Below are 13,566 nucleotides of genomic sequence, written 5' to 3' on the forward strand. Positions count from 1 at the left end.
TATCCATGAGCCAGCGCATCGTCAGTTTCGTCATCAGCGGCGGCGTCGGCTCACGGCTCTGGCCGCTCTCGCGCGAGGACAATCCCAAGCAGTTCCACGATTTTTCGGGCGACGGCTCGATGCTGGCTAAGACCGTGCGCCGGCTGGCATCACGGCTCAGCGGCGAGACGCCCATCTTCCTGATCGCTTCTGAACGCCATGCCGAGCGCGTCCATGCCGATCTCGCCGGTATAAATCTCGGCGGCGGCGGTCCGCTGTTCGAACCCATAGGCCGCAACACCGCCGCGGCGGTGGCGCTGGCAAGCCTGCGCACGCTCGCCGAATTCGGCGACGAACTGGTGCTGGTGGTGCCGTCCGATCACGAGATTTCGACCGCGCGGCAATTCTGGCAGAGCGTCGAGGCGGGTGCTGCCGCTGCCAGTGCCGGGCGGCTGGTGGTGTTCGGCCTCAAGCCGACACAGCCGGAGACCGGCTATGGCTACATCGAAGTCGCTGCCGAAAGAGAGGGCGTGTTCGACGTCTCGCGCTTCATCGAAAAGCCGGACCTTGCCACCGCCCAGGCCTATCTCGAAGCTGGCAATTTCCACTGGAACACCGGCATCTTCCTGTTTCGCGCCGGCGCCATGCGCGATGCATTCGCGGCTTTCGAGCCGAAGATCTGGCAGGCGACCGAAGCTGCCTACAAGGCTGCGACATCGGACCTTTCCGGCTTTTACATGCCGCTGGACCTCTACGGCGCCATTCCTTCGACCTCGATCGACTACGCCATCATGGAGCGGGCAAAGGACATCGCCATGGTGCCGGCCGGCTTTCGCTGGAACGATCTCGGCTCCTGGCAGTCGCTGCTCGATGTCGGGCCTGCCGATAGCCAAGGCAATGTCATCGCCGGCGACGTCGTCGCCATCGATTGCGAGAATTCCTACATTCGCAGCGATGGCCGGCTGCTGTCGGCTATCGGCATGAGAGATGTCGCCATCGTCTCGACATCGGACGCGACCTTCGTCGCCCCGGTCGGCCACAGCCAGCACGTCAAGAAGATCGTCGAGCAGCTCGAAAAAACCGGCCGGCTGGAAACCCGCTTCACGCCTGCCCACGACCGGGTCATCGAAAGCGGCGCCTGGCGTCGCCGCGTCCATCACTGGCTGTTTCAGGAGACGCTTCCGCTGTGGTCGACATCAGGCGTCGACGAACGCTATGGCGGCTTCCACGAGGCGCTTGGCTTCGACGCCACGCCGCTGATGAAGCCCAAGCGCATGCGCACGCAGGCCCGCCAAGTCTACGCCTTTGCGGTCGCCAAGCAACGCGGTTGGGACGGCCCGGCCGACCGGCTCATCGCTCACGGCATCGACTTCATGGCCGGAAGCGGCCGAACGGCAAGGGGCGGCTGGGTGCGTACCCTCGACATCGACGGTTCGGTCGCCGACCCGGTCGAGGACGCCTACGATCATTCTTGCGTGCTCCTGGCCCTGGCACATGCCCATATGTCGGGCCATCCGGATGCGCTGCGACTCGGCGAGGAGACCTTCGCCTTCCTCGATGCCCATCTCGAGGATAGCCGCATGACCGGCTTTCTCGAAACCTCGGACGGGCAGGGCGAGCGGCGCTCCAATCCGCATATGCATTTCCTGGAAGCCTTCCTCGCCTGGCACCAGGCGACGGGCGAGCGCGCCTATCTGCGCCGCGCGGCGCGCATCATCGACTTGTTCCGCAGCCATTTCTTCGATCCGGAAAGCTGGACGCTGGGTGAATATTTCGACGCGGGCTGGAGGCCTGTGGCGGGCGAGAAGGGCACCTGGACCGAGCCCGGCCATCACTTCGAATGGGCTTCGCTGCTGGTCGATTTCGCCGGACGCAGCGGCCAGGCCGAACTGAGTGGCTTCGCCAGGAAACTCTATGCCTCGGCCATCGCCAATGGCCTCAACCGCGCCACAGGCCTTGCCTATGGCGCCATCTCCCGGCAGGGTCTGCCACTGGACCTGATCTCGCGCAGTTGGCCGCAGGCCGAAGCGGTCAAGGCGGCGATTGCGTTGGACGGTTCCGGCGGACCCGATCTCAAGCCGGAGATCGAGGAACGCGTCGGCCGGCTGTTCCGCTGGCATATCGATCCGGCGCCGCTGGGCCTGTGGATCGATCGCGTCGACGAACGCGGCCGCTCGCGGGCATCTGATGTGCCGGCCAGCATTTTTTACCATCTCGTCTGCGCGCTGACGCAGTATCTGGATGGGACGGCGGAGAAGGGCGGCTGAGAAAGAGGCGCTGTCCCGCCGACATTTTGTTCAATACGGGCTGGCCACATCCCCGGTCTCGACATAGATCGACTTCAGCTGCGAATAGAGCGCCAGCGCGGCCAGCGAATTCTCTCGCCCGATGCCGGATTGCTTGACGCCGCCGAAGGGGATTTCGACCGGGGTCAGGTTGTAGGCGTTGATCCAGCACGTGCCGGCCTGCAGCTCGGCGATGACGCGGTGGGCGCGCGGCAGGTCGCGCGTGAACACGCCGGCCGCCAGGCCGAACTCGGTGTCGTTGGCGCGCTCGACCACCTCGTCCTCACCGTCGAATTTCAGCACGCTCATGACAGGCCCAAAGATTTCCTCGCGCGCGATGCGCATGCTGTCGGTCACCCCGGTGAACACCGTCGGCTCGATGAAGAAGCCGCCTTCAAAACCTTGCAGCGAGGGCACGTTGCCGCCGCAGGCGAGGGTGGCGCCTTCTTGCTCGCCCGCCGCGATGTAGGAGACGACCTTCTCCTGCTGCGCCTTGCTGACCAGCGGCCCCATCTGGGTTTCGGCATCGAGGGGGTCGCCGATGCGGATCTTCTTGGTTCGCTCGACCAGCCGGTCGACGAAGCGGTCATGGATGCCCTTCTGGACGAAGACGCGCGTGCCGTTGGAGCAGATCTGCCCCGTCGAATAGAAGTTGCCGAGCATGGCCCCGCCGATGGCATTCTCGAGATCGGCGTCGTCGAAGACGATCAGCGGCGACTTGCCGCCGAGTTCCATCGTCGCGTGCTTCATCTTCGAGCCGGCTGATGACAGCACCTTGCGGCCGGTCGGCACCGAACCGGTCACCGACACCTTGGCTACGACATCGTGGCCGACGAGGCTGGCGCCGACATCGCCATAGCCTTGCACGACGTTGAACAGCCCGTCGGGCAGGCCCGCCTCACTGTAGATCTCGGCCAGTGCCAATGCCGACAATGGCGTGTTTTCCGATGGTTTGAACACCATGGCATTGCCCATCGCGAGCGCGGGCGCGGATTTCCAGCCGGCGATCTGGATCGGGTAGTTCCAGGCGCCTATGCCAACGCAAACGCCGAGCGCCTCACGCCTTGTATAAGCGAAGGGCCCGCCCAGATCGACAGCCTCGCCATTGTAAGCGGCAACCGCGCTGCCGAAATATTCCAGGCAATCCGCGGCGGATGGGGCATCCGCCACCAGCGTTTCCTGGATTGCCTTGCCGGTGTCGAGCGTCTCGAGGCGGGCAAGATCGGCGTTGCGGGCACGCAAGATGTCGGCGGCGCGGCGCAGGACGCGACCGCGCTCCACCGGCTTCAGCCGCGCCCAAGCTGGTTGCGCGGCACGTGCCGCCTCGATGGCGAGTTCCAGCACGTTCGGCGTCGCCGAGCGTAAAAGGGCGATGGTCTCGCCGGTTGCCGGATAGATGACCGGCAATGGCGCGCCTTGCTCGTCGTCTATGTAGCGTCCGTTGACATAGTGCGATGCCGTTGGCTGGGCGCGCATGGGCTTCTCCAAATCGTCTTTCGCGGCGTGCCGATCGTGCGGTTGCACAATCATGCTCTATCTGTCGGACGCCTGCCAGCGGGGATTGATCCATGGTTCCTGGTTGGAAGGCGCCAGCGGCGTGCGGCCAAGGATGTGGTCGGAAGCTTTCTCGCCAGTCATGATCGACGGCGCGTTGAGATTGCCGTTGGTGACGCGCGGGAAGATCGAGGAATCGGCGACGCGCAGGCCCTCGACGCCGATCACCCGGCATTCCGGATCGACGACGCTCGTGACGTCGTCGGCACGGCCCATCCGGCAGGTGCCGCAGGGATGATAGGCGCTTTCGGCGTGATCCCTGATGAAGATGTCGAGGTCGTCGTCCGACTGCACGTGGCTGCCGGGCGAAATTTCCTGGCCGCGGAAGCCGTCGAAGGCCTTCTGGCCGAAAATCTCGCGCGTCAACCTGATGCAGTGTCGGAATTCGCTCCAGTCGTCGGGATGCGACATGTAGTTGAAGTGAATCACCGGTTTCGAATTCGGATCCGGCGAGCGCAGCGTTACCGAGCCGCGCGACTTCGAGCGCATTGGCCCGACATGCGCCTGAAAACCATGCGACTTCGCCGCCGCCTTGCCGTCATAGCGCACCGCCGCCGGGATGAAGTGGTACTGGATATCAGGATAGTCGACGCCGGCGCGCGAGCGCACGAAGGCCGCCGCCTCGAAATGATTGGTGGCGCCAAGGCCGGTCTTGAAGAACAGCCACTGCGCCCCGATCATCGCCTTGGAAAACGGGTTGAGCACCGAATTCAGCGTGATCGGCTTTGTCGATTCCTGCTGGATATAGAGTTCCAGATGGTCCTGCAGGTTGCGGCCGACGCCGGGTCTATCGGCCACCACCGCGATGCCGTTTTCCCTGAGATGCTCTGCAGGCCCGATGCCCGACAGCATCAGGATTTTCGGCGAATTGATCGACGATGCCGCGACGATCACCTCACGTCGCGCCTTAACGACTTGAATCTGTTTGCGAGCTTCGATTTCGACCCCGATGGCGCGTTGATTCTCGATGATCACCCGCCGCGCAAAGCCCTTGACCAGGCTTACGTTTTTGCGCCTGAGCGCCGGCTTCAGATAGGCTGATGCCGCCGACCAGCGGCGGCCGCCGAAAATGGTCTGCTCCATCGGGCCGAACCCCTCTTGCCTGGAGCCATTATAGTCGTCGGTCAGTTCGAAGCCGGCCTGGCGGCCCGCTTCGACGAAGGCGCCATAGAGCGGATTTTTCCGCGTGCCGCGCCGCACGTGCAGCGGCCCGCCATGACCCCGCCAGCCGTCCTCGCCACCATCCGCATCTTCCATGCGCTTGAAATAGGGAAGCACGTCGGCAAAACCCCAGCCGGCGGCTCCCTGTTCGGCCCAGTGGTCGAAGTCGCGGGCGTGGCCGCGCACATAGACCATGCCATTGATCGAGGACGAGCCTCCGATCACCTTGCCGCGCGGCGTTGCCAGCACGCGGCCGCCGAGATGCGGCTCCGGTTCGCTGGCGAAGCCCCAGTCGTAGAGGCTCATGTTGAGCGGGATCGACAGCGCCGATGGCATCTGGATCAGCGGCCCGATATCGGAGCCGCCGAATTCGATAACGATGACAGAGTGCTTGCCATCCTCCGACAGGCGATAGGCCATGGCCGAGCCGGCGGAGCCGGAGCCGATGATGACGAAATCCGCTTCAAGCATTGTTCATATGCGCCCATCGTTCACATGCGTGATGAAATCGGCGAGCGAGACATTGCCGCCGGTAGCCACCACAAGGACGGTCTTGCCGGCCACATCCACCTTGCCGCCGAGCAGTGCCGCCAGCGAGGCAGCTCCGGACGGCTCAAGCACCAGCTTCATCCGCTCGAAGGCGATTTTCATTGCCCGCCGCACCAAGGCGTCGTCGACGGTGATGCCGCGAACGCCGGCGGTTCTGACCGCCGCGAACGGCGCGTCGCCGGGCCGCCGCGACATCAGCCCGTCACAGATCGAGTTCGGTGCGAGCGGCATGGTCTCGATGCTGCCATGCGCCAACGAGGCGCCCATGCCGTTGAAACCTTCGGGCTCGACGCCGATGGTTTCTGTGGCCGGCGACAGATAGTGGAAAGCGAGCGAAACGCCGCCGATCAGGCCGCCGCCGCCGACCGAGCAGAACAGCACGTCCGCCTTCGCGCCCTTGGCAGAAAGCTGCTCCAGCGCCTCCAGCCCGGCCCCTGCCTGGCCAGCCACGATTTCCGGGTCGTCGAAGGGATGCAGCAATGCCAGCCCTTCGGTCTCGGCGATCTCGCGCGCCCGCGTGGCGGCGACCTCCTCACGCGCGCGCTCGCCGTGATCGGTAAGCACCACGCGCGCGCCATAGCCCGCTGTGGCGTCGCGCTTGGCGGCCGGCGCGTCGATCGGCATGACGATCGTGACGGGAATGCCGAGCGCCTGGCCGGCAGCCGCCAGTCCTTGCGCGAAATTGCCGGAAGAATAAGCGACGACGCCCTTCTTGGCTTCGTCGGGCGACAGCCGCTTCAGCCGCCAGTAGGCGCCCCGCACCTTGAACGATCCCGCCCATTGGAGCGATTCCGCCTTGACGAAGACGCGAGCGGCGCCGGTTTCCCTGGCGAGCGTCGCCGATTCCAGCAGCGGCGTGATCTGCGTCGCCTTGGCGGTGACCGCATAGGCTTGCTTCAGGTGGTCGAGTGAGGGAACAAGCGTAGCCATCATTCGCCTCGCGGATACCGTTTGCTCTCCTCGAGATTGTCGAGGTTCATATGGTTGCGCATGTAGCGCTCGGACGCTTTCTGCAGCGGCTGGAAATCCCAGGGGTAGTAGGCGCCGTTGCGCAGCGCCCGATAGACGACCCAGCGGCGCGCCTGGCTTTCGCGCACCGCGGCGTCGAAAGCGGCCATGTCCCAGCGCGCCCGCACCTTCTCCATGAACGCCGCGACCAGCGGTTCGTTGGCCGGATCGGCGGCGAGGTTTTTTCGCTCCAGCGGATCGGATTGGAGATCGAACAGTTGCGGCGCATCGAGCTCGCAATGGACGAACTTGTATCGGCCCTCGCGGATAGCCACCAGAGGCGCGTATGAACCCTCAGCCGCATATTCCATCAGCACAGGCGCGCTGCGCTGCTCACCGTCGATCAGGGGCAGCAGCGATTGGCCATCGGTCCATGGCGCGACGGCATCGATGTCGATGCCGGCGAGGTCGCAAAGCGTCGGCGTCACGTCGAGATTGGAAACCGGCGCTTCGATCAGCCCGGCCGCAACGCCCCTGCCGGCAACCATCAGCGGCACCCGCGCCGAGCCCTCGAAGAAGCTCATCTTGAACCATAGGCCGCGCTCGCCGAGCATGTCGCCATGGTCGGAGCAGAACAGGATGGTGGTGTCGTCAAGCATGCGCGTCCGCTTGAGGACGTCCAGGAGCTCGCCGAGCTTGTCGTCGACATAGGAAATATTGGCGAAATAGCCGCGCCGCGAACGGCGCACCTGCTCAGGGCTGATCTGGAACGACGGATAATCGCTGGCGACATACAGCCGCTGCGAATGCGTGTCCTGTTCGTCATACGCGATGAAACCGGTTTCCGGGTCGAGCGCCTGGCAATTTTCGTAAAGGTCCCAATATTGCTTGCGGGCGACATAGGGATCGTGCGGATGTGACAACGAAACGGTCAGGCACCATGGCCGGCGCTCCTCATCGTCCTGTTCGCGTGAAAGCTGATAGAGCTTCTGCGCGGCCAGGAACACGACCTCGTCGTCATATTCCATCTGATTGGTGGTTTCCGCGATGCCGGCCCCGGTCACCGAGCCCAGATTGTGATACCACCAGTCGATGCGCTCGCCGGGCTTGCGGTAGTCGGGTGTCCAGCCGAAATCGGCCGGGTAGATGTCCGTGGTCAACCGTTCCTCGAAGCCGTGCAACTGGTCCGGCCCGACGAAATGCATCTTGCCCGACAGGCAGGTGTAGTAGCCGGCCGCGCGCAAATGATGAGCGAAGGTCGGAATCGACGAGGCGAACTCGGCCGCGTTGTCATAGACCCCGGTGCGCGACGGCAACTGGCCGCTCATGAACGAGGCGCGGCCGGGCGCACAGAGCGGCGAGCCGGTGTAATTGTTGCGGAAGCGCGCCGAGCGGGCGGCCAATGCCTTCAGATGCGGCGCGTGCAGGAAGTCAGCCGGCCCGTCCGGAAAGAAAGTCCCGTTGAGCTGATCGACCATGACGACCAGGAAATTTGGTTGCTTGCGTGTCACTGCCTCTGCCGTCCGCTGAGTTTCATTTCGAGATAGTCTTCGACCAATGCGATCGCGGTCGCGGCATCGGGCACGCCGTCCTTCAGCGCGCGCCTGATGTAGAGCCCGTCGATCATCGCCGCCGTCGCTTCGGCGACGCGGTCGGCCTCGGCTCGGGGCAGGATGCCGACCAGCCCGCTCATCAGGTTCGAATGCAGCCGCCGCGCATAAATCCTGAGCAGCCGGCGCAGCGCCGCCGATTTCTGCGCCTCGACATAGAAGGCGAGCCAGGCGGCGATCGTTTCGGCCCGGAACTGGATCTCGGAGAAATTGACGGCCACCACCGCCGAGACGCGTTCGCGTGGGGAACCGGCGGATTGAAGCGCGCGCCGCATGTCCGCGGTCAGTTTGGCCAGGATATGACGCATCGTCGCGAACAGCAGTTCATCCTTGGCGCCGAAATAATGATGGGCCAGCGCCGACGACACGCCGGCGCGCCCGGCGATCTCCGACATCGTCACGTCAAGCGAGCCGCGCTCGCCGATCGCCGAGATCGTCGCGTCGATGAGCGCTTTGCGGCGCAGTGGCTCCATTCCGACTTTCGGCATGCTGTTCCCGATGTTTCGGTCGAAGATTATTTTTTATTGACGGGTCAATCAACAAAAATCCAGCCCGAACGACAACCGATTGTCGGCTCTGGCTCATCCCGCGGGCTGGAAAACGGTTCACTATTGAACAATATTGAATGCTCAAGCCGCGATATGACGTGTTAGGATCCGCGGCAGATGGAGATTGCCATGACCGCATGCATCGTCGGCTGGGCGCATTCGCGTTTCGGCAAGCTTGAAGGCGAAACGCTGGAGAGCCTGATCGTCAAAGTGGCAACCGAGGCGCTCGACCATGCCGGCATTGGCCCGGACGATGTCGACGAGATCGTACTCGGACATTTCAACGCCGGCTTTTCCGCGCAGGATTTCACCGCCAGCCTTGTCCTCCAGGCCGACGACCGGCTGCGCTTCAAGCCGGCGACGCGCGTCGAGAACGCTTGCGCCACCGGTTCGGCCGCGGTCAGACAAGGCATCCGCGCCATTGATGCCAATGCCGCCCGCATCGTGCTGGTGGTCGGCGCCGAGCAGATGACGACGACGCCCGGCCCCGAGATCGGCAAGAACCTGTTGAAAGCCTCCTATTTGCCCGAGGATGGCGAGACGCCGGCCGGCTTTGCAGGCGTCTTCGGCAAGATCGCGCAGGCCTATTTCCAGCGCTACGGCGACCAGTCGGATGCGCTTGCCATGATCGCCGCCAAGAACCACAAGAACGGCGTCGACAATCCCTATGCGCAGATGCGCAAGGATTTCGGCTACGAGTTCTGCCGCCAGGAGAGCGAGAAGAACCCCTTCGTCGCCGGTCCGCTGAAGCGCACCGACTGCTCGCTGGTCTCCGACGGTGCCGCCGCTCTCGTCCTCACCGACACGGCGACGGCACTGAAGATGCGCCGCGCCGTCACCTTCCGCGCCAATGAGCACGTGCAGGATTTCCTGCCCATGTCGAAGCGCGACATTCTCACCTTCGAAGGCTGCGAGCAGGCCTGGAGCCGCGCGCTCAGGAAAGCCGGCGTGACGCTTGACGATCTCTCCTTCGTCGAGACGCATGACTGCTTCACGATCGCCGAACTGATCGAATATGAGGCCATGGGCCTGGCGAAGCCCGGCGAGGGCGCCAAACTGGCGCTGGACGGCACGACCGCAAAGGACGGACGGCTGCCGGTCAACCCGTCCGGCGGCCTGAAGGCGAAGGGTCATCCGATCGGCGCCACCGGCGTGTCGATGCATGTGCTGAGCGCCATGCAACTCGTCGGTGAGGCGGGCGGCATCCAGGTGCCCAACGCCAAACTTGGCGGCATCTTCAACATGGGCGGCGCGGCGGTCGCCAATTACGTTTCCATTCTCGATCGGATTCGGTAAAAGCGACCCGCATCCGCGGGGGCAACATGACAAATCCGGTTCTGATCGAAGTTCTGCGTGGCGCCATCGTCGAGAGCGCCCACCGAGGCGCGGCCGCGGTTTTCGATGCCGATGGCACTCCGGTTCTGGAAATCGGCGACACGTCGAGGCCGGTGTTTCCGCGCTCCGCCGTCAAGGCCATCCAGGCGCTGCCGCTGGTCGAAAGCGGCGCCGCCGATGCCTATGGCTTCGGCAACCGCGAACTGGCGCTGGCCTGTGCCTCCCATTCGGGCGAACCGGCCCATGTCGAACTGGCCAGGTCGATGCTCGCCAGGGCGGGGCTGGACGGGTCGGCGCTTGAATGCGGCACGCACTGGCCTTCAAACCATGATGCGGAGATAGCACTTGCGCGTGCCGGCGGCTCGCCCAACGCGCTGCACAACAACTGCTCCGGCAAGCATTCGGGCTTCCTCTGCACCTGCGTTCACGCGGGCATCGCGCATGGCGGCTATGTCAGGGCCGATCACGCCTTGCAGGAGATGGTGCGCGACGCCATGCAGGCGGTAACAGGAGCCCGCCACGGCGCCGACGAGCGCGCGACCGATGGTTGTTCCATCCCGACCTACGCGGTGCCGCTCAGGAGTTTCGCGCTGGGCTTTGCCCGGATGGCGACCGGGACGGGTTTTGCACCGGTGCGAGCCAAAGCTGCAAACCGTCTGCTGGCCGCCTGCATGGCAGAGCCGTTCTTTGTTGCCGGAACGGACCGCGAAGACGTCGCGTTGATGGAAGCCGCCCCCGGGCGGATTTTTGCGAAAGGCGGCGCTGAAGGCGTTCATTGTGCCGCAATTCCCGAACTCGGTCTCGGCATCGCGCTCAAATGCGACGATGGCGCCAGCCGTGCCAGTGAAGCCATGGTTGCCGCCATCCTCGCAAGGCTGTTGCGCGCGGACGAAGCCCTGGCGGCGAGGCTGCTCGAAATGGCAAACGCACCCATCGAAAGCCGGGCCGGCGCCAAGGTCGGTGCGCTGAGGCCGACGGCGGCGCTGGCCTGAGACAGGCGCTTCTCAACTGACGTGATTGCGCTCGACGGTCAGGTGCGGATAGCCGGTATCGGCTGACGCGGCGAGATCGCCCGTGGCCGGGTCGGCCCAACGCTGCCCGACAATGGCGCCATTGGCCGCGCCGTCGATGACATTGTCGGAGATGATGGCGGTTCCGGCACCGTCGACCACGCTGACGACGATGCCGGTGCCCGCCTTGCGGATGATGTTGCCGGTAGCCACGACGTTGCGCAGATACGGTCCCCAGCCGACCGACATCCCGTAGAGCGGCGCGTTCTCGATGACATTGTTGGACACGGTGGTGTCGGCCTCGACGCCGATGCCGATGCCGAATCCCGGCGGGTCGGCCGGGTAGGGACCTGATGTCGACAGGTTGCGCACGATGTTGCCGGAGCAAACACCCATGCGGCCGCCTTCATTGAAATTGACGATCGAGATGCCGTTGGCGGCACCATCGACGACGTTGTTGCTGATAACGGCGCCCTCGAACGAGAATTCGGAGTAGACCGCCGTTTCGCCAGAGCGCAGGCAGGTGTTGCCTGATATCTGCAGATTGCTGGCGCTGTTGGCGCGGATGGCGGAGAATGCGCAGTCCGAAACGATATTGCCGGAGATGATCACATTGGCGGCGCGGAAGGCATTGATGCCATTGCCGTTCTGGCCTGTGCCGCCGCCGCGCGCCGCTATGCGTTCGACCCGGTTGCCCGTGACGATGGTGCCGTCCTCCGCCACCTGCCAGCGGTGCACGAGGATGCCGCCATTGGCGCAGTCGGAGACGGTGTTGCCTGTGATCGCCAGCCCTGCGGCCTCGACCGAATAGATGCCGGCGTCCGCCGCTCCGGATATTTCCGTGCGCTCGACCCGGCCCGCCGCGTGCTCGAGCGCCAGCCCATTCTTGCCGCTACCGGTTATCTGGCAATTATCGACAATGAGATGCGCCACGCGGCGCAGATCGAGCAGTCCTTGCGCATAGTCGCCCATCGAGCGGTTTGAGCCGTCGAGGACCAGGCCGCTGAGCTCGATGTGATCGGCTTGTTCGGCCATGAACAGGTGACCGTCGCCACCATAGACGATGCGTGTTGCGCCAGGCACGCCGCTAAGGCGCACCCGGCCGGGCAGCGTCAGGTTGGATACGACATAGGTGCCGGGCTGCAGGAACACCGGCATGTCCCGATCGCTGGCCTCGCGCAGCAGCTTGGCGAAAGCCTTGCTCTGATCGTCAAAGGTGCCGGGTTGCACGCCAAGCTCGGTGGCGTTGATCGATCCGCGCATCGAGGCTTTCTCAATGCCGGGCAAGCTCGCGGCGGCTGCCTTGCCCAGCGAAAGCCCGAACACGGCAAAACCGGCTGTCCGCACAAGCAGTCTGCGTCTGTTCAACATCGGCACAGGTCCTGGCGTTTTACACGTCTAGTGGCAGGATTCATGCCAGCCGGGCTCCTGCGTTCCCGGCGAGGGGCAATGACTTGTGAAGTCGTGAGGGCGGGCATAAGTTCAAGGAATGAGCAGAGCCTTTACCCGCGAGGAAGACAGAGAAAACGCCATCGCAGGCGTCGGCGAACGGCCGATCAGCCAACACCGCAACCTGGTGACGGAGCGTGGCCTGGCAATGATCGAGGAGAATCTGGCCGATCTGCGCGACATATTGGCCAAAGCCGAGCGCCGGGGAGACCGCGAGCGCATCGCGCTGGTGTCGCGCGACCTACGTTACTGGACCGCGCGGCGCGAAAGTGCCGAGCTTTCGGTGCCCGAGCCCGGGAGCGACGTCATCCGCTTCGGCATGGGCGCCACGCTCGAAGCCGAGGACGGCAAGAAGGTGCACTGGAAGATCGTCGGCGAGGACGAGGCCGACCCGTCGAAAGGCAGCATTTCCCATGTGTCGCCAATGGCGATTGCTTTGTTTGGCAAGAAGGTCGGCGATGTCGCCACCGTCAACGGCAAGGAATGGGAAATCGTCAAGCTGAGCGCGGGCGGCTGAACCCCAACGTCAGTTCTCAGTCTGCACGATGTGGTCGCGAAAGAACGCGGCGGCACCCGCTTCATCGATCTCGCCGGCGGCGATAGCCATCACGAATTCATAAAGCGTGCCGTTGTCCGCCGTCAGGACGTGACCGTTGACGATCAGGAAGGCGCCGGCGGCGACAATCGCCGTGCGTTTGTTGCCGTCGACAAAGGCATGATTTCTGGCAATGCCGAAGACATAGGCTGCTGCAAGATCTTCAATCGACGGAGTGCCGTAATTGGCCTTGTTCTGGGCCCGGGTCAGCGCCGATTCGAGTGCATTTTCATCCCGCAAACCTTGTGCGCCGCCATGCCGGCGCAATTGCTCGGCATGCATCGCTTCGACCGCGCGGCGCGACAGGAACTCCCAGTTCATTCGGCGAGCTTCTGAAGCGCGACCTTGTACTTGTCCATGACCTTGCGAGCAGCTTCCATCTGCCGCTCGAAACTATCGTCGACCGGTTTGAGGACGATGTCCTTGTCCGTTTCGAGAACCTGAAGCTGATCACCGGCTTTGAGATTCAGGCGGTCGAGTAGCTCCTTGGGCAGGATCACACCTTCGGAATTGCCGATCTTGCGAATGGTGGTGTTCATGCTG

At 64.1% G+C, this 13,566-nt stretch carries 12 protein-coding genes; 4 read left to right on the plus strand and 8 right to left on the minus strand.

The features are described 5' to 3' along the window. Positions 1-5 precede the first annotated feature (5 nt). Entirely contained in the window at positions 6-2,246 is a 2,241-nt protein-coding gene (locus tag LB551_RS14660) for an AGE family epimerase/isomerase (protein WP_224659631.1), read from the plus strand. 30 nt (positions 2,247-2,276) lie between these two features. On the opposite strand, the gene betB is transcribed toward LB551_RS14660, so the two are convergent. From betB to betI, 5 genes are read right to left on the minus strand one after another with little or no spacing between them, the layout of a single operon-like run. Beyond that, the gene (gene betB / locus LB551_RS14665; protein ID WP_224659632.1) at positions 2,277-3,740 is read right to left on the minus strand and encodes a betaine-aldehyde dehydrogenase; all 1,464 of its coding nucleotides are present in this window, start codon (positions 3,738-3,740) and stop codon (positions 2,277-2,279) included. 57 nt (positions 3,741-3,797) lie between these two features. After that, a complete protein-coding gene (betA, locus tag LB551_RS14670) occupies positions 3,798-5,450 on the minus strand; it encodes a choline dehydrogenase (protein ID WP_224659633.1) in 1,653 nt (550 codons plus the stop codon). Between the two features lie 3 nt (positions 5,451-5,453). Further along, entirely contained in the window at positions 5,454-6,461 is a 1,008-nt protein-coding gene (locus LB551_RS14675) for a threonine/serine dehydratase (RefSeq protein WP_224659634.1), read from the minus strand. Continuing rightward, a complete protein-coding gene (gene betC, locus LB551_RS14680; RefSeq protein ID WP_224659635.1) occupies positions 6,458-7,987 on the minus strand; it encodes a choline-sulfatase in 1,530 nt (509 codons plus the stop codon). The genes LB551_RS14675 and betC overlap by 4 nt, the downstream gene beginning before the upstream one ends. Continuing rightward, positions 7,984-8,574 carry a choline-responsive transcriptional repressor BetI gene (betI, locus tag LB551_RS14685; RefSeq protein ID WP_224659636.1) on the minus strand — a complete coding sequence of 197 codons (591 nt, stop codon included), beginning with the start codon at positions 8,572-8,574 and terminating at the stop codon, positions 7,984-7,986. The genes betC and betI overlap by 4 nt, the downstream gene beginning before the upstream one ends. Positions 8,575-8,763: 189 nt before the next feature. Here betI and LB551_RS14690 point away from each other — a divergent pair, with 189 nt between their 5' ends. Both LB551_RS14690 and LB551_RS14695 read left to right on the plus strand, forming a co-directional pair. Then, on the plus strand, positions 8,764-9,930 hold the full coding sequence (locus LB551_RS14690) for an acetyl-CoA acetyltransferase (protein ID WP_224659637.1): 1,167 nt from the start codon (positions 8,764-8,766) through the stop codon (positions 9,928-9,930). Between the two features lie 26 nt (positions 9,931-9,956). After that, positions 9,957-10,961 carry an asparaginase gene (locus LB551_RS14695; RefSeq protein ID WP_224659638.1) on the plus strand — a complete coding sequence of 335 codons (1,005 nt, stop codon included), beginning with the start codon at positions 9,957-9,959 and terminating at the stop codon, positions 10,959-10,961. Between the two features lie 12 nt (positions 10,962-10,973). Here the strand turns inward: LB551_RS14695 and LB551_RS14700 are convergent, their stop codons facing one another. Beyond that, positions 10,974-12,350: a TIGR03808 family TAT-translocated repetitive protein gene (locus LB551_RS14700; RefSeq protein WP_224659639.1), complete on the minus strand. Its 1,377-nt coding sequence runs from the start codon at positions 12,348-12,350 to the stop codon at positions 10,974-10,976. Between the two features lie 118 nt (positions 12,351-12,468). Here LB551_RS14700 and greA point away from each other — a divergent pair, with 118 nt between their 5' ends. Continuing rightward, entirely contained in the window at positions 12,469-12,945 is a 477-nt protein-coding gene (greA, locus tag LB551_RS14705) for a transcription elongation factor GreA (protein WP_224659640.1), read from the plus strand. Between the two features lie 9 nt (positions 12,946-12,954). Here the strand turns inward: greA and LB551_RS14710 are convergent, their stop codons facing one another. Together LB551_RS14710 and LB551_RS14715 are read right to left on the minus strand one after the other, a co-directional pair. Continuing rightward, entirely contained in the window at positions 12,955-13,344 is a 390-nt protein-coding gene (locus tag LB551_RS14710; protein ID WP_140553973.1) for a type II toxin-antitoxin system death-on-curing family toxin, read from the minus strand. Further along, a complete protein-coding gene (locus LB551_RS14715; RefSeq protein WP_140494768.1) occupies positions 13,341-13,562 on the minus strand; it encodes an AbrB/MazE/SpoVT family DNA-binding domain-containing protein in 222 nt (73 codons plus the stop codon). Before LB551_RS14715 ends, LB551_RS14710 begins: the two co-directional genes overlap by 4 nt. Positions 13,563-13,566: the final 4 nt, after the last annotated feature.

Origin of the sequence: Mesorhizobium sp. BR1-1-2, from assembly GCF_020165435.1 — a bacterium.
GTDB lineage: Bacteria > Pseudomonadota > Alphaproteobacteria > Rhizobiales > Rhizobiaceae > Mesorhizobium.